Annotated in this window: 19 protein-coding genes and 1 pseudogene; 7 read left to right on the top strand and 13 right to left on the bottom strand. The window is 69.6% G+C overall.

Annotated features, from left to right (window positions below):
* Positions 1-146: 146 nt before the first annotated feature.
* Positions 147-827, top strand: coding sequence for a LuxR C-terminal-related transcriptional regulator (locus ACFZDI_RS25100; protein WP_234850744.1), 681 nt, complete (start codon positions 147-149; stop codon positions 825-827).
* Between the two features lie 334 nt (positions 828-1161).
* Here ACFZDI_RS25100 and ACFZDI_RS25095 read toward each other — a convergent pair whose 3' ends face one another.
* On the bottom strand, positions 1162-1479 hold the full coding sequence (locus ACFZDI_RS25095) for a hypothetical protein (protein ID WP_234850745.1): 318 nt from the start codon (positions 1477-1479) through the stop codon (positions 1162-1164).
* A gap of 30 nt (positions 1480-1509) precedes the next feature.
* Positions 1510-3149 (bottom strand): annotated as a pseudogene (locus ACFZDI_RS25090) (sodium:solute symporter family protein).
* A gap of 164 nt (positions 3150-3313) precedes the next feature.
* On the opposite strand from ACFZDI_RS25090, the gene galT reads away from it, so the two are divergent.
* The 3 genes from galT to galK are packed head-to-tail and all read left to right on the top strand — an operon-like array spanning position 3314 to position 6494.
* Entirely contained in the window at positions 3314-4375 is a 1062-nt protein-coding gene (gene galT, locus ACFZDI_RS25085) for a galactose-1-phosphate uridylyltransferase (RefSeq protein WP_391253385.1), read from the top strand.
* Positions 4372-5340 (top strand): UDP-glucose 4-epimerase GalE, encoded by a 969-nt coding sequence (gene galE, locus ACFZDI_RS25080; protein ID WP_391253384.1) that lies wholly within the window; start codon positions 4372-4374, stop codon positions 5338-5340. The genes galT and galE overlap by 4 nt, the downstream gene beginning before the upstream one ends.
* Positions 5340-6494 (top strand): galactokinase, encoded by a 1155-nt coding sequence (gene galK, locus ACFZDI_RS25075; RefSeq protein ID WP_391253382.1) that lies wholly within the window; start codon positions 5340-5342, stop codon positions 6492-6494. The genes galE and galK overlap by 1 nt, the downstream gene beginning before the upstream one ends.
* Before the next feature lie 60 nt (positions 6495-6554).
* Here the strand turns inward: galK and ACFZDI_RS25070 are convergent, their stop codons facing one another.
* From ACFZDI_RS25070 to ACFZDI_RS25060, 3 genes are all read right to left on the bottom strand, one after another.
* Positions 6555-7580 (bottom strand): hypothetical protein, encoded by a 1026-nt coding sequence (locus ACFZDI_RS25070; protein ID WP_391253380.1) that lies wholly within the window; start codon positions 7578-7580, stop codon positions 6555-6557.
* Entirely contained in the window at positions 7568-8227 is a 660-nt protein-coding gene (locus tag ACFZDI_RS25065) for a hypothetical protein (RefSeq protein ID WP_391253378.1), read from the bottom strand. The genes ACFZDI_RS25070 and ACFZDI_RS25065 overlap by 13 nt, the downstream gene beginning before the upstream one ends.
* A gap of 120 nt (positions 8228-8347) precedes the next feature.
* Entirely contained in the window at positions 8348-8806 is a 459-nt protein-coding gene (locus tag ACFZDI_RS25060; RefSeq protein WP_391253376.1) for a GNAT family N-acetyltransferase, read from the bottom strand.
* A 308-nt stretch (positions 8807-9114) separates the two neighbouring features.
* On the opposite strand from ACFZDI_RS25060, the gene ACFZDI_RS25055 reads away from it, so the two are divergent.
* Positions 9115-9882, top strand: a complete 768-nt coding sequence (locus tag ACFZDI_RS25055) for a response regulator transcription factor (RefSeq protein ID WP_234850246.1) — start codon at positions 9115-9117, stop codon at positions 9880-9882.
* On the opposite strand, the gene tamR is transcribed toward ACFZDI_RS25055, so the two are convergent.
* Entirely contained in the window at positions 9841-10338 is a 498-nt protein-coding gene (gene tamR / locus ACFZDI_RS25050; protein ID WP_234850245.1) for a MarR family transcriptional regulator TamR, read from the bottom strand. The two genes, ACFZDI_RS25055 and tamR, sit on opposite strands and share 42 nt — an antisense overlap.
* Positions 10339-10475: 137 nt before the next feature.
* Between tamR and ACFZDI_RS25045 the strand changes: the two genes are divergently transcribed.
* Positions 10476-11309, top strand: coding sequence for a trans-aconitate 2-methyltransferase (locus ACFZDI_RS25045; protein WP_234850244.1), 834 nt, complete (start codon positions 10476-10478; stop codon positions 11307-11309).
* Positions 11310-11372: 63 nt separating this feature from the next.
* Here the strand turns inward: ACFZDI_RS25045 and ACFZDI_RS25040 are convergent, their stop codons facing one another.
* Together ACFZDI_RS25040 and ACFZDI_RS25035 are read right to left on the bottom strand one after the other, a co-directional pair.
* On the bottom strand, positions 11373-12050 hold the full coding sequence (locus ACFZDI_RS25040) for a TetR/AcrR family transcriptional regulator (protein WP_234850243.1): 678 nt from the start codon (positions 12048-12050) through the stop codon (positions 11373-11375).
* Positions 12047-13060: a fatty acid desaturase gene (locus tag ACFZDI_RS25035; RefSeq protein WP_234850242.1), complete on the bottom strand. Its 1014-nt coding sequence runs from the start codon at positions 13058-13060 to the stop codon at positions 12047-12049. Before ACFZDI_RS25035 ends, ACFZDI_RS25040 begins: the two co-directional genes overlap by 4 nt.
* A 294-nt stretch (positions 13061-13354) precedes the next feature.
* Here ACFZDI_RS25035 and ppc point away from each other — a divergent pair, with 294 nt between their 5' ends.
* Positions 13355-16087 (top strand): phosphoenolpyruvate carboxylase, encoded by a 2733-nt coding sequence (gene ppc, locus ACFZDI_RS25030; protein ID WP_234850241.1) that lies wholly within the window; start codon positions 13355-13357, stop codon positions 16085-16087.
* Between the two features lie 64 nt (positions 16088-16151).
* On the opposite strand, the gene ACFZDI_RS25025 is transcribed toward ppc, so the two are convergent.
* The 5 genes from ACFZDI_RS25025 to ACFZDI_RS25005 all read right to left on the bottom strand — a co-directional run bounded on the left by ACFZDI_RS25025 (position 16152) and on the right by ACFZDI_RS25005 (position 19944).
* Positions 16152-16841: an LPXTG cell wall anchor domain-containing protein gene (locus ACFZDI_RS25025; RefSeq protein WP_234850240.1), complete on the bottom strand. Its 690-nt coding sequence runs from the start codon at positions 16839-16841 to the stop codon at positions 16152-16154.
* Between the two features lie 138 nt (positions 16842-16979).
* The gene (locus ACFZDI_RS25020; RefSeq protein WP_391253373.1) at positions 16980-17483 is read right to left on the bottom strand and encodes a hypothetical protein; all 504 of its coding nucleotides are present in this window, start codon (positions 17481-17483) and stop codon (positions 16980-16982) included.
* Positions 17484-17525: 42 nt separating this feature from the next.
* Positions 17526-18128 (bottom strand): aminoacyl-tRNA hydrolase, encoded by a 603-nt coding sequence (gene pth / locus ACFZDI_RS25015; protein ID WP_234850238.1) that lies wholly within the window; start codon positions 18126-18128, stop codon positions 17526-17528.
* 69 nt (positions 18129-18197) lie between these two features.
* Complete coding sequence (locus ACFZDI_RS25010) at positions 18198-18794, bottom strand: 50S ribosomal protein L25/general stress protein Ctc (protein WP_234850237.1); 597 nt, start codon at positions 18792-18794, stop codon at positions 18198-18200.
* Positions 18795-18963: 169 nt separating this feature from the next.
* Positions 18964-19944: a ribose-phosphate diphosphokinase gene (locus tag ACFZDI_RS25005; protein WP_234850236.1), complete on the bottom strand. Its 981-nt coding sequence runs from the start codon at positions 19942-19944 to the stop codon at positions 18964-18966.
* Positions 19945-20070: the final 126 nt, after the last annotated feature.

Here is a 20070-nt window from a genome sequence, read left to right as displayed (position 1 = left end):
GGACGGAGAGGAATTTCCGCGATCCGGGGCGATTCTCGCCGGTAGGGGGAGCGCAACGTCGAACAAGCGTGTAGCTTCCGGGGGCATGAAGGCGGGGGAGCCGGGGGGCTTCCGTGGGGGGGCTGGGGTGACTGGGGGGTTGCTCGATGGGAGTGCGGCTCATGGTGGTCGACGACCACCGTTTGCTGGCCGAGGCACTGGCTTCGGCGCTGAAGCTGCGGGGGCACCGGGTGCTGGCCGCGGCGGCGCCGGCCGCGGGCGCGGCGGAGCTGGTGATCACGCGGGCGCCGGAGGTGTGCCTGCTGGGGACGGCGGCGCCGGCCGAGCCGGGGGTCTTCGACCCGGTGGTGCGGATCAAGCGGGAGCGGCCGCAGGTGGCGGTGCTGGTGCTGGGGCCGGTGCCGAGCCCTCGGGGCATCGCTGCGGCGTTCGCGGCGGGGGCGTCCGGCTATGTGCGGCACGACGAGCGCATAGAGGGCGTCGAGCGGGCGATCATGAAGGCGCGGGCGGGAGAGGCGGCGGTGGCGCCGCAGCTGCTGCAGGGTGCGTTCGGTGAGTTGCTGAACCCGGCGGCCCAACCGGACGACGAGGGCCAGCGGTTGCTGCAGATGCTCACACCCCGCGAGGTGGAGGTCCTGGTCCGGGTCGCCGACGGCGAGGACACCCGCCTGATCGCGGCGGGCATGGGCATCGCCCCGTCCACGGCGCGTACGCATGTCCAGCGGGTGCTGATGAAACTGGGCGTGGGGTCGCGTCTGGAGGCGGCGGCGCTGGCGGCGCGGACGGGGTTGCTGGACAGGGCGGGGCCGGTACAGCGGGAACCGTGAGGGGGGCTTCGCCTGTTCGCCGGGTGTGGGTCGGGGCCGCGCCGGGGGGAGTGTCCGTCCTCGGAACGGCGCGACGGACCCCGTCACCGACTGACCGGCGTTGACGCGCCAACCGCTGCCGGCGACACCCCCCGACACTCCCCTTGCGTCCGACGGCGGTTGCGGGTGCGTCTCCGCTCAGCTGCGGGCAGTCGTGCCGCTGGGGCGGCACGGGTGGGCGATGGGGGTCCCCCGTGCTCGAGCGAAGCCGAGAGCTAGGGGGAGGCACCTCGTCGCGCCGAGTTGCGCACCCACCCGGCCCCAGCCCCGACGCCGCGCACCGGACACCCCTGGGTCACTCCACCCGCTCGTCGTCCTCCGGCTCAACCCCGGGCGGCGGCGGCGCCGCAGGCCTCAGCTTCAGCCACACCAGGAAGAACACGCCCAGCAGCAGCATCCCCAACCCGGTCCACAGATTGATGTTCACTCCCTCGGCCTTGTCGATGTCCGCGTCGGACGCAGTGAACCCCGCGATCGTGACGATCACGCCGTAGACCACGAACAGCCCGCCGATGATCCGCCGGATGTCGAACAGCCGCGCAGCGGTCGCCGACTTGCCCTGCAGTTCGGTGACTTCCCGCTGCAAATCCTTCTCGGAGTAGAACTCGGACATGTGCGATCACGCTCCTCGGTCGGGGGTCGGTCAGAACGAGAACGGGATGTAGCAGGCCGCGGCCAGGACGATCGCGCCCCAGCCCAGCAGTGCCGGCTTGCGGTACCAGGCCTCGTCCCCGGGCGCGGGCGGCTCGGCCATGCCGGGCGAACGCGTGCCGTAGACCAGCCCCTGCAACTCCTCGGCCGGCTTGGGCGCCGTGAACAGCGACACCGCCACCATCACCACCGCGCCGGCGACGAAGCCCGCGATCGCCGAGACGAAGTTGGCCCCCTGGTCGGAGGGGATGTCGACGATGTCCTGCTTGTAGAGGACGAAGTAGTTGACCATCGCCGCGGTGGTGCCCGCGATCAGCCCCCAGAAGCCCGACTTCATCGACGCCCGCTTCCAGAACATGCCGATGATGAAGACGACGAACATCGGCACGTTGAAAACGAGCGGGCGAGGAACGCCGTGCCGATGGAGGCCAGGACGCCGATCGCGGTGATGAGGCGGCCGAAGCGGACGTAGTACTCGTCCTCGCGGCCCCGCACGACGTACTTCGCCCAGATGTCCGTGGTGAACACGGTGTTGAACGACGACACGTTGGCCGCCATGCCCGCCATGAACGCCGCGAGCAGACCGGTGACGGCGATGCCCAGTACACCGTTGGGCAGCAGCTGCTCCATCAGGTAGGGGATCGCGTCGTTGTACTGGAGGTCGGAGCCGGACGTGCCGATCTTCGGCACCAGCACGGCGGCGACCAGGCCCGGGATCATCACCAGGAACACGATGAAGATCTTCGGGAACGCGGCGATCAGGGGGGTGCGCTGCGCCGCCGAGAGGTTCTTCGCGGACAGCGCGCGCTGCACCTCGGCGAAGTTCGTCGTCCAGTAGCCGAAGGAGAGGACGAAGCCGAGGCCCAGGACGATCGTGAGCCAGTTCGCGCCGAGCGGGTTGTCGCTGCCGATGCCCGTGCCGCCCCAAGAGGTCATGAAGTCGGCGCCGTGGCTCTTCGTCAGGGAGTCGGACAGGCCGTCCCAGCCGCCGACCTTCTTCAGCCCGAGGAAGGTGATGGGGATGAGCGCCGCCAGGATCACGAAGAACTGCAGGACCTCGTTGTAGATCGCGGAGGACAGACCGCCGAGGGTGATGTACGCCAGCACGAAGAAACCGGCGACGACGATGGCCACCCACTCCGGCCAGCCCAGCAGTGCCTCGACGACGATGGCCAGGGCGTAGAGGTTGACGCCGGCGATGAGGATCGCGGCGAAGGCGAAGAGGACCGAGCTGAGCAGGTGCGCCGCCCGGTCGAAGCGCATCAGCAGGAACTCGGGGACCGAGCGCACCTTGGAGCCGTAGTAGAAGGGCATCATCACCAGGCCGAGGAAGACCATGGCCGGGATGGCGCCGATCCAGTACCAGTGCGTGGTGTAGACGCCGTACTGGGCGCTGTTGGCGGCCATGCCCAGGATCTCCGTGGCGCCCAGGTTGGCCGCGATGAACGCGAGACCGGTGACCCAGGCGGGCAGGGAACGGCCGGAGAGGAAGAAGTCGAGACTGGTCTTCACCGAGCGCCGGGCGGCGAATCCGATGCCCAGGACGACGAGGAAGTAGATGCCGAGGATCGTGTAGTCGAGCCAGTTGGTGGGGAGTCGTAGCTCGGCCGACAGATAGGTGGGGGTGTGCATGAGCCCTCGCTTCGTTGCGCGAACCGATACCTCGCGGGATCTTCTTCTCCGCGTTCAGCAATTGAACCCGTTTGGTGATGCACTTTGTTTGATTGTGATGTTGTGGTCTGGGGTGGCTTGTGTTTTTATATGTTGGGTTCTGTTTGAAGGACAAGGAGTCCGGCGTGAAGAAGACCTCGACCCGGCTGGCCGACGGTCGCGAGCTCATCTATTACGACCTGCGCGACGACACCGTGCGGGACGCGACCGACCGCCGACCGCTGGACCGCACGGTCACCACGTCCGAGATCCGCCGTGACCCTCTCCTCGGTGACTCCGTCGCCATCGCCTCCCACCGCCAGGGCCGCACCTACCACCCGCCGGCCGACGAGTGCCCCCTGTGCCCCTCCGAGGGTGAGCGGCTGAGCGAGATCCCCGACTCGTCCTACGACGTCGTCGTGTTCGAGAACCGCTTCCCCTCACTCGCCGGCGACTCCGGCCGCTGCGAGGTCGTCTGCTTCACCTCCGACCACAACGCCTCCTTCGCCGACCTCACCGAGGAGCAGGCCGGCCTGGTGCTGGAGGCGTGGACGGATCGCACCTCGGAGCTGTCCCACCTCCCGTCCGTCGAGCAGGTGTTCTGCTTCGAGAACCGGGGCGCCGAGATCGGCGTGACCCTCGGGCATCCGCACGGCCAGATCTACGCCTACCCCTTCACCACCCCCCGCACCGCGCTGATGCTCCGCTCGGCCGCGGCCCACAAGGAGATGACCGGCGGGGAGAACCTCTTCGACGCGGTCCTCGATCGGGAACGCACGGGCGACCGCTTCGTCCTGGAGGGCGAGCACTGGGCGGCCTTCGTGCCCTACGCGGCGCACTGGCCCTACGAGGTCCACCTGTACCCCAAGCGCCGCGTGCCCGACCTGCTCGGCCTCGACGAGGACGCGCGCACAGAATTCCCCAAGGTCTATCTGGAACTCTTGAGGCGCTTCGACCGGATCTTCGGGGAGAGTGAACCTCCCACGCCCTACATCGCGGCCTGGCACCAGGCCCCGTTCGGCTCCCTGGAGGAGTTCGACGGCGTCGTGCGCGAGGACTTCGCACTGCACCTCGAGCTTTTCACCATCCGCCGCACTTCCGGCAAGCTGAAGTTCCTCGCGGGTTCCGAATCCGGCATGAACGTGTTCATCAACGACGTGCCGCCGGAGCGCGCGGCCGAGCGACTGAGAGAGGTAGCGAGTTCATGAGCGGGAAGTACCTGGTGACGGGCGGCGCGGGATACGTCGGCAGCGTGGTCGCCCAGCACCTGCTGGAAGCCGGTCACGAGGTCGTCGTCCTCGACAACCTCTCCACGGGTTTCCGCGAGGGCGTCCCCGCGGGCGCGTCGTTCGTCGAGGGCGACATCCGCGACGCCGCCAAATGGCTGGACCCCTCCTTCGACGGCGTGCTGCACTTCGCCGCGTTCTCGCAGGTCGGCGAGTCGGTCGCGAAGCCCGAGAAGTACTGGGACAACAACGTCGGCGGCACCATGGCGCTGCTGGCCGCGATGCGCGAGGCGGGCGTGCGCAGGCTGGTGTTCTCCTCGACGGCGGCGACGTACGGCGAGCCCGAGCAGGTCCCGATCGTCGAGTCGGCTCCCACGTCCCCGACCAACCCCTACGGCGCCTCGAAGCTCGCGGTCGACCACATGATCACGGGCGAGGCCGCGGCGCACGGCCTGGGCGCGGTCTCCCTGCGCTACTTCAACGTGGCGGGCGCGTACGGCGCGTACGGCGAACGCCACGACCCCGAGTCCCATCTGATCCCGCTGGTCCTCCAGGTGGCGCAGGGCAGGCGCGAGGCGATCTCGGTCTTCGGCGACGACTACCCGACACCGGACGGCACCTGTGTGCGCGACTACATCCACGTCGCGGACCTGGCCGAGGCCCATCTGCTGGCCCTGACGGCCGCCGCCCCCGGCGAGCACCTGATCTGCAACCTCGGCAACGGCAACGGCTTCTCGGTCCGCGAGGTCATCGAGACGGTCCGCCGCGTCACCGGCCACCCCATCCCCGAGGTCGTGGCCCCCCGCCGGGGTGGTGACCCGGCGGTCCTGGTGGCCTCGGCCGACACCGCCCGCGAGAAGCTGGGCTGGAAGCCGTCCCGCGCGGATCTGGCGGGCATCGTCGCGGACGCGTGGGACTTCGCGCAGAACATCACAAGGGAGCAGTAGTGGGCGCACAGCAGGTGCGGGACGGTTTCGAGGAGCTCTACGGAGCCGCCCCCGAGGGCGTCTGGGCGGCCCCGGGCCGCGTCAACCTCATCGGTGAGCACACCGACTACAACGACGGCTTCGTGATGCCCTTCGCGCTGCCGCACACCGCCGTGGCGGCAGTCTCCCGGCGCACGGACGGCGTGCTGCGCCTGCACTCGGCGGACGTGGAGGGCGGGGTCGTCGAGCTGCGCGTCGACGAGCTGGCGCCGGGGTCGGACCGGAGCTGGACGGCGTACCCGTCGGGTGTGGTGTGGGCGCTGCGCGAGGCCGGTCACCCGGTCATCGGCGCCGACATCCACCTCGCCTCGACGGTCCCCTCCGGCGCGGGCCTGTCGTCGTCGGCGGCGCTGGAGGTCGTGGTCGCGCTGGCCCTCGACGACCTCTTCTCCCTCGGCCTGCGCGGCTGGCAACTGGCCCGCCTGTGCCAGCGCGCGGAGAACGTCTACGTCGGTGCCCCCGTCGGCATCATGGACCAGACGGCGTCGGCGTGCTGCGAGACCGGCCACGCCCTGTTCCTCGACACGCGCGACCTCTCCCAGAAGCAGATCCCCTTCGACCTGGCGGCCGAGGGCATGCGCCTGCTGGTCGTCGACACGCAGGTCAAGCACTCCCACAGCGAGGGCGAGTACGGCAAGCGCCGGGCCGGCTGCGAGAAGGGTGCGGCCCTGCTGGGCGTCGACGCGCTGCGGGACGTGCCCTACGCGGAGCTGGACGCGGCGCTGGCCCGCCTCGGCGACGAGGAGGAGGTCCGCCGCCTGGTCCGCCACATCGTCACGGAGAACGAACGCGTCGAACGGGTCGTCGCCCTCCTCGAGTCGGGCGAGACCCGCGCGATCGGCCCGGTCCTCGTCGAGGGCCACGCCTCCCTCCGCGACGACTTCCGCATCTCCTGCCCCGAACTGGACCTGGTCGTCGACACGGCCCTGGCCAACGGCGCGCTGGGCGCCCGCATGACGGGCGGCGGCTTCGGCGGCTCGGCGATCGTCCTCGCGGAGGAGGCGGACGTGGACACCATCACCAAGGCGGTGACAGAGGCTTTCGCCTCGGCGGACTTCACAACCCCCCGCGTCTTCGAAGCGGTCCCGTCCCCGGGCGCCCACCGCCTCCCCTGACCAGCCACTTGAAAGCGGCGCCCTGGTACCCCCGAAGGCGCCGCTCTTCACCAGCCGCTGTCAGCGGTTGACGGACTGGATCTCCTGGACCGGCACCTCGGTGGTGGTGGCGAACGTGCCGTTGGGCAGGTCACCGCCCGTGCCGCCCGCGCCCTCCCAGGTGATCTCCCAGGTGAGGGTCGCCTGGAGGCCGTAGGTGCCGTCCCCCGAGGAGCGCAGGTACCGCACCCCGCACGGTGGCGTCAGCTCCGCCTTGCCCCGGGCGTACGGCTCTCCGATGGAGCCGTCGTCGTCGATCAGGCACTCACCCGACGCCGGGAGGGTCTCCGCGTCCGCTGTTCCCGGAGCGAGGTGCAGGATCACCGGCTTGGCCGTGGTGGTCGCCCACAGCCCCGCGCCGGGCAGACTCGCCGTGACGGAGACCGGCTTGAAGGCGCCCTTGTCCAGCCAGACCCACGTGGGCGCGTTCACCGTCGACCTGGCCTCCGGAGCGAGGGAGATCTTCGTCGGCGGCACGACGGTCCGCTGGTGCGCGAGCCCGGCGAGGGTCTCGGTGTCGATGGCTTGAGGAACACCGGGGTTCTCACCGTTGTCGACCCAGAAGGGGTCACGCCTACAGTTTCCGGCGGCGGGGTCGTCCTCCATCTTCGGGTTCGTGACGGCGACCCACCACATGCCCTCGTCGTTCTTGTCGACGTTGAAATTCTTGTACGGGTGGCCTCCCTTGTAGCGCGCCTTGTCGTCCGCGACGCCTGCGGGCGCACCACCGACCGAGTCGTAGATCGACCAGTTGGCCTCGGTGTAGGTCTTGAAGTCCTTGGCCTTCCAGTAGGGCTCGTACCAGCAGGCCGGGGGCTCCCAGTCCACGGCGGTGGACGTGATCGGGCCACTGTCTTGCGAGGGGGCGCTGCCCTTCACGTGGAAGCTGACACGCGACTCCAGTACAGGTCCTGAGGAGTCACCGGACGTTTCTTCGGCCTGGTCTCCGTTGCTTCCGATGCCTCCGGCGACAGCTGTGTCCACACCGAGGAGGAGCATCGTGGCGGTCAGAGTCCCGAGCACGACGCGCCGTGTCACGGCTGGCACCTCTGGGAACCGCGGTCCTCGTGCAGGTTCCAGATCTGCCAGACGCCTTGCTTGTCCTTCTTCACGCTGGCGTTGTAGTACACGTAGCTGTCAGGCGAGGTCGCGACCACCTTCACCTTCTTCGTCTTCAGGTCCTTGACGTTGGCCTTGCTCTCGTCCACGCAGTACGTCAGGGCCCCTGACGTCTTGTCGAACACCGTCACCCGGCGATCGAAGTAGCGCAGGGTGCCGGCCCAGCTGGTCTGATGGGCGTTGTTGTCCTTGGCGTAGGCGTAAACGCCCCTCAGCGCGGAGTCGGTGTAGTAGAAGCCCATCCCCGACTTCTTCAGATCGCCTGAGGCCACGGCCTGCCACACGGTGCTCACTGCCCGTTCGTTGTCCGCCAGAATCGCGTCCTTGACGGAGTCGCCGGTCTGCCGGCCCTCGAACACGAGCTTCATGTCCCCGGGCAGCTTGATCTCCGGCCGATCGATCCCGTCCGCCGACGCGGAAGCCGAAGGGGAAGCCGAGGCCTTGTCGCCCGAACCCGCACCGGGGATCTGGTCGGACGATGACGAACCGTCACCTCCCCCCGAGCCACAGGCGGTCAGCAGCAGGGCCGCGGATGCGGTGAGCGCGGCCGTCACGAGCCGAGCGGGGCGGTTCACTGGGTCTCCCGTTGATCATGTGGGGGGATTACTCAAGCGAACCAACGCTATCGGTGAGTGACACCCGTCTGTCACCGAGGGGTTCGCCCCCGCAACGCGCCCCCGGTTCGCCCCCCACCCCTACCCCAGCCTCTTCACCAGCGAATACTCCGTGATCCCCGGCGGATAGTCCGGCACCACGCACACCACTTCGTACCCCTGCTTCTCGTAGAACCGCGGGGCCTGGAAGTCCCAGGTTTCCAGGCGGGACGAGCGGCAGCCGCGGGACGTGGTCGCGATGTGTTCCGCCTCCGCGAGGAGCCGCGCGCCCAGGCCCCTGCCGCGGTGGCGTTCGTCGACCCAGAGGTAGGTGACGTGGAGCCAGGTCGCCCAGGTGTGGCCGACCAGGCCGCCGGCGAGGTCGTCGGTTCCGTCGTTCACAGCCCACACATGCAAGGGCACGTCCCTTTCGTCCGGAGTCCCGCGCAGGGCGCGCAGGATCGGAGAGGCGGCGGTGTTCGTGTCCCGCAGGCGTGTGCGGAGCAGATCACGTCGGTCCTTGTCGACTTCTGTCTCAAGACGGAACATGCGGCACACCATAAACGCGTCGGACAGTCAGTTCTGCAAATAACCTTCCGCTCCGGGCCCCCGTCCGTACCCTGATGAACAGCACCGGTGGGGGCCGGTGCCGATCAGGGGGCGAGACAGCCGGGTACGACGCCCGGGGTGGGGGTGGCGGTACTGCACGGCGGCGGCCGTGCGGCTGCGGCGACCCGAACCGGCCGCTGCGGCAAGGACGGACGACGGAACGCAGCGGATCCGGACACTCCGGCGTCGTACCCGTGCGGTGTCAACCTCCGACGTTGGGGTATCCCCTGCTCTTCGGGAGCACTGGGGAAGGGGGTTACGTGGTTCGCATCCGAGTCCTGGTCGTCGACGACCATCGCATCTTCGCGGAGTCACTCGCGGCGGCCCTGGCGGCCGAGCCGGACGTCGACGTCTCCGCGGCCGGCAGCGGTCCGGCCGCGCTGCGCAGCCTGGAGCGGGCGGTCGCCGAGGGGCGGCGCTTCGACGTGCTGCTCGTGGACGCCGACCTGGGCGGCAAGGTACCGGGCACCCGCCCGGCCGTCCCCGTACAGGAGGGCAACGAGGACGGGCTCGTCGACGGGATCTCGCTCGTCACGGGTGTGCGCTCCGCGCAGCCGAACGTGCGGATCGTCGTGCTCGCCGAGAAGGACGACCCGCGGCGGGCGGCCCTCGCCCTGCAGGCCGGCGCCTCCGGCTGGGTCGCCAAGGACTGCTCGCTGTCCCGGCTGCTCACGGTCATCCGGGGCGTGCTGCGGGAGGAGACCCATCTGCCGCCCGCCCTGCTGACGGGTGTGCTGCGCGAGCTCACCGCCGCCCGCAAGCACCGCACCGAGAGTGAGCGGCTCGTCGAGTCCCTCACTCCGCGTGAGCGGGAAGTGCTGCGGTGCATGGTGGCGGGACTGGGGCGCAAGGCCGTCGCCGAGCGCCTGTTCCTGTCGCCGCACACCGTGCGGACCCACATGCAGAACGTCCTCGGCAAGCTCGGCGTGCATTCCACCCTCGCCGCCGTCGCCCTCGCACGGCGGGCCGGCGTCGGGCCGGTGGACCTAACCGGGGATGTTGTCGAACGGGGCGGTCAGCTGGCGTAGCAGCCCCGCCAGCTCGCCGCGCTGGGCTCGGGAGAGCTCCGCGAGGATCGCGCGTTCCTGGTCCAGCAGACCCGCCAGGGCCTGGTCCGCGCGGTCCCGGCCCTCGACCGTCAGCCGCACCAGGACGCCCCGCCGGTCACTGGGGTCGGGGAGGCGCTCCACCAGGCCCTTCTTCGCCAGACGGTCGATGCGGTTCGTCATCGTGCCCGAGGTGACCAGGGTCTGGGTGAGGAGCTGTCCCGGCGAGAGCTGGTACGGCGTGCCCGCCCTGCGCAGGGCCGTCAGGACGTCGAACTCCCACGGCTCCAGGTTGTGCTCCGAGAACGCCAGCCGCCGCGCCCGGTCCAGGTGCCGGGCCAGCCTGCTCACGCGGCTGAGCACCTCGAGTGGTTCCACGTCGAGGTCCGGGCGCTCCCGGCGCCACGCCGCGACCAGCCGATCGACCTCGTCCTCCATGACGATCAGTGTAGTGGTTGTGTCGACGTAGAGTCTCTTGACATCCAGTTTCTTGACATCGAGATATATGAGGGATCACGCTGGGTGTGCGCCCCCGCACGGTCACCACCAGGCACACCAGGACACCAGGAGGAACCATGCCCGCAGCCACCCCCACCTGGGACCCCGGCCAGTACCTCCGTCACGCCGACCACCGCGCCCGCCCCTTCACCGACCTCCTCGCCCGCGTCCCCGACCTGCCCGCCCGGCCGCCCGCGGACCGCCCCCGCATCGCCGACCTCGGCTGCGGCCCCGGCAACGTCACCACGCTGCTCGCCACCCGCTGGCCCACCGCACTGATCACCGGCTACGACAACTCGCCCGAGATGCTCGACAAGGCCCACGTCGACCACCAGGGGCCCACCCCGGGCGGCGGGCGTCTCGACTTCGCGCACGCCGACGTAAGGACCTGGACGCCCGACGAGCCGTACGACCTGATCGTCAGCAACGCCACGCTGCAATGGGTGCCCGGACACGTCGAACGGTTCGCCGACTGGGTGGCCGGACTGAAACCCGGCGGCACCCTCGCCTTCCAGGTGCCGGGCAACTTCGACGCCCCCAGCCACCGCCTCATGCGCGACCTCGCCGGTGCACCGCGCTGGCGCACCCGGCTCGCCGACACCCTGCGCCACGCCGACGCCGTCGGCACCCCCGGGTCCTACCTGGAACGGCTGACCTCCCTGGGCTGCACGGCCGACGTGTGGGAGACGACGTACATCCACCTGCTCCAAGGCGAGGACCCGGTGCTCGACTGGGTGCGGGGGACCGGACTGCGGCCCGTGCTGACCGCCCTCGCCGACGAGCCCGAGCAGAAGGACGCCTTCGTCGCCGAGTACCGGGCAGCCCTGCGCGAGGCCTACCCGGCCGGTGCGCACGGCACGCCGTTCCCGTTCCGCAGGGTGTTCGCGGTGGCCCGGAAGGAGAACCGGTGATCACGGCCGTCGACCACGTGGCAACCGCCTGAAGTTCCTCCAGCCCCTCCAGGACGGACCCGGTCAGGCCTTGCGGCGCCCTATCAGGTGCGGCTTGGCCTCTATGCCGTCCAGGCCGTGCCACGCCAGGTTCACCAGGTGCGCGGCCACCTCGGCCTTCTTCGGCCGGCGCACGTCCAGCCACCACTGGCCGGTCAGGGCGACCATGCCGACCAGGGCCTGTGCGTACAGCGGGGCCAGCTTCGGGTCGAAACCGCGGCTCTTGAACTCACGGCCCAGGATGTCCTCCACCTGGGTGGCGATGTCCGAGATCAGCGAGGCGAAGGAACCCGTCGACTGGGGGATGGGGGAGTCACGGACCAGGATGCGGAACCCGTCCGTGTACTCCTCGATGTAGTCCAGCAGCGCGAACGCGGCCTGTTCGCACAGTTCGCGCGGGTGACCGGCCGTGAGCGAGCTGGTCACCATGTCCAGCAGGCGCCGCATCTCACGGTCCACCACGACCGCGTACAGGCCTTCCTTGCCGCCGAAGTGCTCGTACACCACCGGCTTGGACACCCCGGCCTTCGCCGCGATCTCCTCCACCGACGTGCCCTCGAAGCCCTTCGCCGCGAAGAGCGTGCGACCGATCTCCAGCAGTTGCTGACGTCGCTCGGCACCGGTCATCCGGGTGCGGCGCGCTCGCCGCGGCTTCTCATTGCTGGGGGTGCTGCTCGAGTCGGTCGCCACAGCGACCATCATGCCGCCTCGACGGGCTCCTTCCCCCGCGGGGAGCCGCCTTCCCCGGTGTTACGGCGCGAATCGATACGCGAGCGTGACGGCCACCGCACGTCGTACGCCCAGCCCGCCCTCTCGAACCAGCGGATCAGCCGGGCGGACGAATCCAGCTGGCCGCGCATCACGCCGTGCCGGGCGGACGTCGGGTCGGCGTGGTGCAGGTTGTGCCACGACTCACCGCACGACAGGACCGCCAGCCACCACACGTTGCCCGAACGGTCACGAGACTTGAACGGGCGCTTGCCGACCGCGTGGCAGATCGAGTTGATCGACCACGTCACGTGGTGCAGCAGGGCCACCCGGACGAGCGAACCCCAGAAGAACCCGGTGAACGCGCCCCACCAGGACATCGTCACCAGACCGCCGATCAGCGGCGGCAGCGCCAGCGACACCACGGTCCACAGGACGAACTGGCGGGAGATGGCGCGCAGCGTCGGGTCCTTGATCAGGTCGGGCGCGTACTTCTCCTGCGACGTCTGCTCCTCGTCGAACATCCACCCGATGTGCGCCCACCACAGGCCCTTCATCAGGGCCGGGAGCGTCTCACCGAAACGCCACGGCGAGTGCGGGTCGCCCTCCGCGTCGGAGAACCTGTGGTGCTTGCGGTGGTCGGCCACCCAGCGCACCAGCGGACCCTCGACCGCCATGGAACCCGCGATCGCCAGCGCGATCTTCAGCGGTCGCTTCGCCTTGAAGGACCCATGGGTGAAGTGACGGTGGAAGCCGATCGTGATGCCGTGGCACCCCAGGTAGTAGAAGAAGACCAGCAGACCGAGGTCCAGCCAGCTCACCCCCCAGCCCCACGCCAGCGGCACCGCCGCCAGCAGCGCGAGGAACGGGACGGTGATGAAGAGGAGGAGGGCGAACTGCTCGATGGACCGCTTCTGCTCGCCGCCCAGCGTCGCCGGGGTGGCGTCGGTGGCCTGACCGGGCGCCTCGGAAGCGTCCTGGATCACGTCGGAACTACTGGTCATACGCGTCCCCTGGGGGGTATGTGGAGGGAGAAGGGGTAGCCGGGGCACGTGAACCGTGACGTGCTTCCTACGGTTCCGTAACCTACGGCATCGTAAGTATGGCAGTGCGTCGCCCGGCGGCAAGAGCCCGCGAGCCTGCGCGTCCCGGCCGACACCTATCCTTGAGTCGGTCGGACAGCGCGGTCCGCTCTGATTTCCTCCCGGATGTCCGATCCATGTGCGGCGCCCCGCCGCGCGAGACGCCGTCCGGGTTCCCCTCCCAGACGAGCTTCAACACTGCAAGGAGCCGCACCTGTGAGCAGTGCCGACGACCAGACCACGACGACGAGCAGCGAGCTGCGAGCCGACATCCGCCGGCTGGGCGACCTCCTCGGCGAGACCCTCGTCCGCCAAGAAGGCCCCGAACTGCTGGAACTCGTCGAAAAGGTCCGCCGCCTCACCCGCGAGGACGGCGAGGCCGCCGCAGAGCTGCTGCGCGGCACCGAACTCGACACCGCGGCCAAGCTGGTCCGCGCGTTCTCCACCTACTTCCACCTCGCCAATGTCACCGAGCAGGTCCACCGCGGCCGCGAGCTGCGCGCCCGCCGCGCCGCCGAGGGCGGACTCCTCACCCGTACGGCCGACCGGCTCAAGGACGCCGACCCCGAGCACCTGCGCGAGACGGTCCGCAACCTCAACGTCCGCCCCGTCTTCACGGCCCACCCCACCGAGGCCGCACGCCGCTCCGTGCTCAACAAGCTCCGGCGCATCGCCGCCCTGCTGGAGACCCCGGTCATCGAATCAGACCGGCGCCGCCTGGACATCCGACTGGCCGAGAACATCGACCTCGTCTGGCAGACCGACGAACTGCGCGTGGTGCGCCCCGAGCCCGCCGACGAGGCCCGCAACGCCATCTACTACCTCGACGAGCTGCACGCCAACGCCGTCGGCGACGTCCTGGAGGACCTCACCGCCGAGCTGGAGCGGGCCGGGGTGAAGCTCCCCGACGACACCCGCCCCCTCACCTTCGGCACCTGGATCGGCGGCGACCGCGACGGCAACCCCAACGTCACCCCCCAGGTCACCTGGGACGTCCTGATCCTCCAGCACGAGCACGGCATCAACGACGCCCTGGAGACCATCGACGAGCTCCGCGGCTTCCTCTCCAACTCCATCCGCTACGCCGGCGCCACAGAGGAACTCCTGACCTCCCTCCAGGCCGACCTGGAGAACCTCCCCGAGATCAGCCCCCGCTACAAGCGCCTCAACGCCGAGGAGCCCTACCGGCTCAAGGCCACCTGCATCCGGCAGAAGCTGGAGAACACCAAGAAGCGCCTCGCCAAGGGCACCGCCCACCGCGACGGCCGCGACTACCTCGGCACCAGCGAACTCCTCGACGACCTGCGGATCATCCAGCGCTCCCTGCGCGAACACCGCGGCGGACTCTTCGCCGACGGCCGCCTCGCCCGCACCATCCGCACCCTCGCCGCCTTCGGCCTCCAGCTCGCCACCATGGACGTCCGCGAACACGCCGACGCCCACCACCACGCCCTCGGCCAGCTCTTCGACCGGCTCGGCGAGGAATCCTGGCGCTACGCCGACATGCCCCGCGACTACCGCGCCAAGCTCCTCGCCAAGGAGCTCCGCTCCCGCAGGCCCCTCGCCCCCACCCCCGCACCCGTCGACGCCCCCGGCGAGAAGACCCTCGGCGTGTTCGGCACCATCAAGCGCGCCCTGGAAGTCTTCGGACCGGAAGTCATCGAGTCCTACATCATCTCCATGTGCCAGGGCGCCGACGACGTCTTCGCCGCCGCCGTCCTCGCCCGCGAAGCCGGCCTCATCGACCTGCACGCCGGCTGGGCCAAGATCGGCATCGTGCCGCTCCTCGAAACGACCGACGAGCTCAAGGCCGCCGACACCATCCTCGAGGACATGCTCTCCGACCCGTCCTACCGGCGCCTCGTCGCGCTGCGGGGCGACGTCCAGGAGGTCATGCTCGGCTACTCCGACTCCTCCAAGTTCGGCGGCATCACCACCAGCCAGTGGGAGATCCACCGCGCCCAGCGCCGTCTGCGCGACGTCGCCCACCGCTACGGCGTCCGCCTGCGCCTCTTCCACGGCCGCGGCGGCACCGTCGGCCGCGGCGGCGGCCCCACCCACGACGCGATCCTCGCCCAGCCCTGGGGCACCCTCGAAGGCGAGATCAAGGTGACCGAGCAGGGCGAGGTCATCTCCGACAAGTACCTCATCCCGTCCCTGGCCCGGGAAAACCTGGAGCTGACCGTCGCGGCCACCCTCCAGGCCTCCGCCCTGCACACCGCGCCCCGCCAGTCCGACGAGGCCCTCGCCCGCTGGGACGCCGCGATGGACGTCGTCTCCGACGCCGCCCACGCCGCCTACCGCCGTCTCGTCGAGGACCCCGACCTGCCGACGTACTTCCTCGCGTCGACACCGGTGGACCAGCTCGCCGACCTGCACCTGGGCTCCCGGCCCTCCCGCCGCCCCGGCTCCGGCGTCTCGCTCGACGGCCTGCGCGCCATCCCCTGGGTGTTCGGCTGGACCCAGTCCCGGCAGATCGTCCCCGGCTGGTTCGGCGTCGGCTCCGGCCTCAAGGCCCTGCGCGAAGCCGGCCTCGACACCGTCCTCGACGAGATGCACCAGCAGTGGCACTTCTTCCGCAACTTCATCTCCAACGTCGAGATGACCCTCGCCAAGACCGACCTGCGGATCGCCCAGCACTACGTCGACACCCTCGTGCCCGACGAGCTCAAGCACGTCTTCGACACCATCAAGGCCGAACACGAACTGACCGTGCGGGAAGTCCTGCGCGTCACCGGTGAAGAGGAACTCCTCGACGCCGCCCCCGTCCTGAAGCAGACCTTCGCCATCCGCGACGCCTACCTCGACCCGATCTCCTACCTCCAGGTCGCCCTCCTCAAGCGGCAGCGCGACGCCGTCGAGGCCGCCGAGCAGCCCGACCCGCTCCTCGCCCGCGCCCTCCTCCTCACCGTCAACGGCGTGGCAGCCGGCCTGCGCAACACCGGCTGAACCACCCCGGGCATGACCGTGCCCCCGAGCCCGTACGGGCTCGGGGGCACGGTCATGCCCTACGTCAGCCGCGGCCGGCCCGCCGACGCCGCAGCACCAGGTAACCGCCCGCCGCCATCAGCGCAGCCGCGGCCCCCGACAGCACACCCACCGGGGCGCCGTTGCCCGTCTCGGCGAGATCACCGTCCGCACCGCCCTGCGGAGACGGCGACGACGCAGGCACCGCCCCACCGGCCGACGAACTCGCCGACGCACTCGGCGCACCCGACGGCGCCTCGGACGCCCCGGGCGAGGACGTCGGCGAAGCCGAAGCCGAAGCCGACGGCGTCGCACCACCCGGCTCCTGCTCGTCCTCACAGTCCGACCAGAACACCTTGTGCTTGGCGGACCCCTTCTCGCCCTCGAACTTCCAGAACAGCTTGTAGTGCCCGTCGGGCAACGACAGATCCTCGGTCCGGCCGTGACCCTCGGCGTCCAGCGTCAGCGCACCGGACTCCACCGTCTCCCCCTTGTTCTCGCTCGGAGGGATCGCGTCGATGCGCCACTCGACCTCCTGACCCCCGTCGAAACCGAAGGCATCCAGGTAGAAGGCGCACACATGCGGCTCGTTGCGCCGCAGCTCCTCACCCGTCGAGGCGTCATGGATCTTCACCGTGCCGTTGTCGCCGGGGGGAGTGGCATGGGCGGCCGGAGCGAGCAGAAGGACCGCGGAAGCGGAGGCGCAGACAGCGCCGAGGCGAGAGAGGGTGCGCATGGGCAGGTCGTCCGTCTTCGAGAAGTGACCGGGAAGATGTGGAGGGGGCGGCTCAGCTTCCAGCCTGGCCCGAACGCCCGTCAATCACGAACAGACAACGCTCCGTTCCTCCACAGATGTGGAGGGCACCGCAACCCCTCAGACCGCCACGAAAGCCGCCGTCAACAACGCCACCCCCGACAACCCCATCACCCACGCGAGCCGCGTGCGCAGCAGACCACCCGCCACCACGACCGACGCCAGCAACAACGCACCACCGAGCGGAACCCACGCGTACAGCACCCCCGCAGGACCCGAACGCACCGCATCACCACCACCGGGCTTCACGACCACCGTGTACGTCCGGCCCCGCTCCACCGCGACCGACTTCTCCAGCACCACCCGCGCCCGCGGCTGCGAACCCGCCGACAACGGCGTGTACCGGCCCCAGCACACCTCGGGCCCACACCGCGTCACATCGACCGTGCCCTGCTCCCGGCCCTTCGTCAGCATCACGTGCTGCGCCGTACCCCACGACGCCCACACACCCGCGATCAGGATCAGCACCGCCACCGAACCCATCGCCGCGAACCGCCCGAACCGCAGCACGGCAGTCGAAGCCTGGGACGAAGAAGCAGCAGTGGCAGGCATGGCCGGGATCATTGGCCATGCCTGAACGGCCCGTCAACCTCGGCGGGGGACAAGTCAGGAGTTGTACGTGCTTTGCGCCCGCTCCAACCCCTCGATCACCAGACACTCCACCGCATCCGCCGCCCGGTCCACGAAGTAGTCCAGCTCCTTGCGCTCCGAGGACGAGAAATCCTTCAGCACGAAGTCCGCCACCGGCATCCGCCCCGGCGGCCGCCCGATCCCGAACCGCACCCGGTGATACTCCGCACCGAACGCCTTCGTCATCGACTTCAGCCCGTTGTGCCCGTTGTCGCCGCCCCCCAGCTTCAGCCGCAGCACCCCGTAGTCGATGTCCAACTCGTCATGCACGGCCACCACATGACCCACCGGGACCTTGTAGAAATCCCGCAGCGCGTTCACCGGACCGCCCGACAGGTTCATGTACGACATCGGCTTCGCCAGCACCACCCGCCGGTTCAACGGCCCCGGCGGCCCGATCCGGCCCTCCACGACCTGCGCCTGCGCCCGCCCGGCCCGCTTGAACCTCCCCCCGATCCGGTCCGCCAGCAGATCGGCCACCATGAAACCCACGTTGTGCCGGTTGCCCGCATACTCCGGCCCCGGATTGCCCAGCCCCACGATCAGCCACGGAGCGGCCGCATCGGTCGTCACGTCCATGTCTCCTTCATACGCGTCGGCCGCTGCCCCGCACGGGAACAGCGGCCGACGAAACGACGACGCAGAGGATCAGGCCTCGGCGGCCTCTTCCTCAGCGGCCTCCTCGCCCTCCGGGGCCTCCTCGGCCTGCGCGGCCAGGACCTGCAGGACGACAGCGTCCTCCTCGACGGCCAGCGTCGTGCCCTTGGGCAGCGTGATGTCCTTCGCCAGGATCGAGGCACCGGCCTCCAGACCCTCCACGGACACCGTCACCGACTCCGGGATGTGCGTCGCCTCGGCCTCGACGGGCAGCGCGTTCAGCACGTGCTCCAGCAGGTAGCCACCCGGGGCCAGCTCACCCTCGGTCTGCACCGGGACCTCGACCGTGACCTTCTCGCCGCGCTTCACCAGCAGCAGGTCCACGTGCTCCAGGAAACCCTTCAGCGGGTCACGCTGCACGGACTTCGGGATCGCCAGCTCGTTCGCCTTGCCGTCGATGTCCAGCGCGATCAGGACGTTCGGCGTACGCAGCGCCATCAGCAGCGCGTGGCCCGGAAGGGTCAGGTGCAGCGGGTCCGAACCGTGCCCGTACAGCACGCCGGGAACCTTGTCCTCACGACGGATACGGCGCGCGGCACCCTTGCCGAACTCGGTGCGCGTCTCGGCGGCGATCTTCACCTCGGACATGATCACTCCTCATAGTCAGTCATGGACGTGGTCACCCGGCCACGAACGGCCTGCTACGAAGAGCGCGTCGATAACGGACACCGCGTCCCGCAGAACAACGGGAACGGCCTCCCTCGCCGAGCAACTGCAGCAGTCTACTCGGCGAGGGAGGCCGCACCCAAAACGATCTCTACTGCTCGTCGAACAGGCTCGTCACCGAACCGTCCTCGAACACCTCACGCACCGCACTCGCGATCGTCGGCGCGATCGACAGCACCGAGATCTTGTCCAGATCACCGCTCAGCTCCGACGGCGTCGGCAACGTGTTCGTGAACACGAACTCACTCACCCGCGAGTTCTTCAGCCGGTCCGCGGCCGGACCCGACAGCACACCGTGCGTCGCCGTCACGATCACGTCCTCCGCACCGTGCGCGAACAGCGCGTCCGCCGCGGCACAGATCGTCCCACCGGTGTCGATCATGTCGTCCACCAGGACACACACGCGACCCTCCACCTCACCCACGACCTCGTGGACGGTGACCTGGTTCGCGACGTCCTTGTCACGCCGCTTGTGCACGATCGCCAGCGGCGCGCCCAGCCGGTCGCACCAGCGGTCCGCCACCCGCACACGGCCCGCGTCCGGAGACACCACCGTCAGCTTCTCCCGGTCCACCTTCCGGCCCACGTAGTCCGCCAGCAGCGGCAGCGCGAACAGGTGGTCCACCGGACCGTCGAAGAAGCCCTGGATCTGGTCCGTGTGCAGATCCACGGTCAGGATCCGGTCCGCACCCGCGGTCTTCATCATGTCCGCGATCAGACGCGCCGAGATCGGTTCACGTCCACGGTGCTTCTTGTCCTGCCGCGCGTAACCGTAGAACGGCACGATGACCGTGATGGAGCGGGCCGACGCACGCTTCAGCGCGTCGATCATGATCAACTGCTCCATGATCCACTTGTTGATCGGAGCCGTGTGGCTCTGGATCAGAAAGCAGTCGGCACCACGCGCCGACTCCTGATAACGCACATAGATCTCGCCGTTCGCGAAGTCGAAGGCCTTCGTCGGGACGACCCCGACACCCAACTGCTGGGCGACCTCCTCGGCAAGCTCGGGGTGGGCGCGGCCGGAGAAGAACATCAACTTCTTCTCGCCGGTCGTCTTGATCCCGGTCACAGCACTGTCTCCTCAGAGGTGTCGCAGCATGGGGTCGAGAAACCTCGCAGCCGGCTTGCCGGAGGCCGTCTCAGCTGGTGGGGGTGCGGGTGTGCACTTATCACCGTACGCCGTGTTTGAGGCATC

Origin of the sequence: Streptomyces sp. NPDC007907 (assembly GCF_042959365.1) — a bacterium.
GTDB lineage: Bacteria > Actinomycetota > Actinomycetes > Streptomycetales > Streptomycetaceae > Streptomyces > Streptomyces indiaensis.
Note: the sequence above shows the minus strand (reverse complement) of the source record. Positions and strands in the feature narration are given on the sequence as shown.

What these genes read in the sequence shown, in the direction of transcription:
- ACFZDI_RS25100 (WP_234850744.1), top strand. Translation starts at nt 147, where the DNA reads ATGGGAGTGCGGCTCATGGTGGTCGACGACCACCGTTTGCTGGCCGAG.
- ACFZDI_RS25095 (WP_234850745.1), bottom strand. Translation starts at nt 1,479, where the DNA reads ATGTCCGAGTTCTACTCCGAGAAGGATTTGCAGCGGGAAGTCACCGAA.
- galE (WP_391253384.1), top strand. Translation starts at nt 4,372, where the DNA reads ATGAGCGGGAAGTACCTGGTGACGGGCGGCGCGGGATACGTCGGCAGC.
- ACFZDI_RS25060 (WP_391253376.1), bottom strand. Translation starts at nt 8,806, where the DNA reads ATGGTGTGCCGCATGTTCCGTCTTGAGACAGAAGTCGACAAGGACCGA.
- tamR (WP_234850245.1), bottom strand. Translation starts at nt 10,338, where the DNA reads ATGGAGGACGAGGTCGATCGGCTGGTCGCGGCGTGGCGCCGGGAGCGC.
- ACFZDI_RS25045 (WP_234850244.1), top strand. Translation starts at nt 10,476, where the DNA reads ATGCCCGCAGCCACCCCCACCTGGGACCCCGGCCAGTACCTCCGTCAC.
- ACFZDI_RS25040 (WP_234850243.1), bottom strand. Translation starts at nt 12,050, where the DNA reads ATGATGGTCGCTGTGGCGACCGACTCGAGCAGCACCCCCAGCAATGAG.
- ACFZDI_RS25035 (WP_234850242.1), bottom strand. Translation starts at nt 13,060, where the DNA reads ATGACCAGTAGTTCCGACGTGATCCAGGACGCTTCCGAGGCGCCCGGT.
- ACFZDI_RS25025 (WP_234850240.1), bottom strand. Translation starts at nt 16,841, where the DNA reads ATGCGCACCCTCTCTCGCCTCGGCGCTGTCTGCGCCTCCGCTTCCGCG.
- ACFZDI_RS25020 (WP_391253373.1), bottom strand. Translation starts at nt 17,483, where the DNA reads ATGATCCCGGCCATGCCTGCCACTGCTGCTTCTTCGTCCCAGGCTTCG.
- pth (WP_234850238.1), bottom strand. Translation starts at nt 18,128, where the DNA reads ATGGACGTGACGACCGATGCGGCCGCTCCGTGGCTGATCGTGGGGCTG.
- ACFZDI_RS25010 (WP_234850237.1), bottom strand. Translation starts at nt 18,794, where the DNA reads ATGTCCGAGGTGAAGATCGCCGCCGAGACGCGCACCGAGTTCGGCAAG.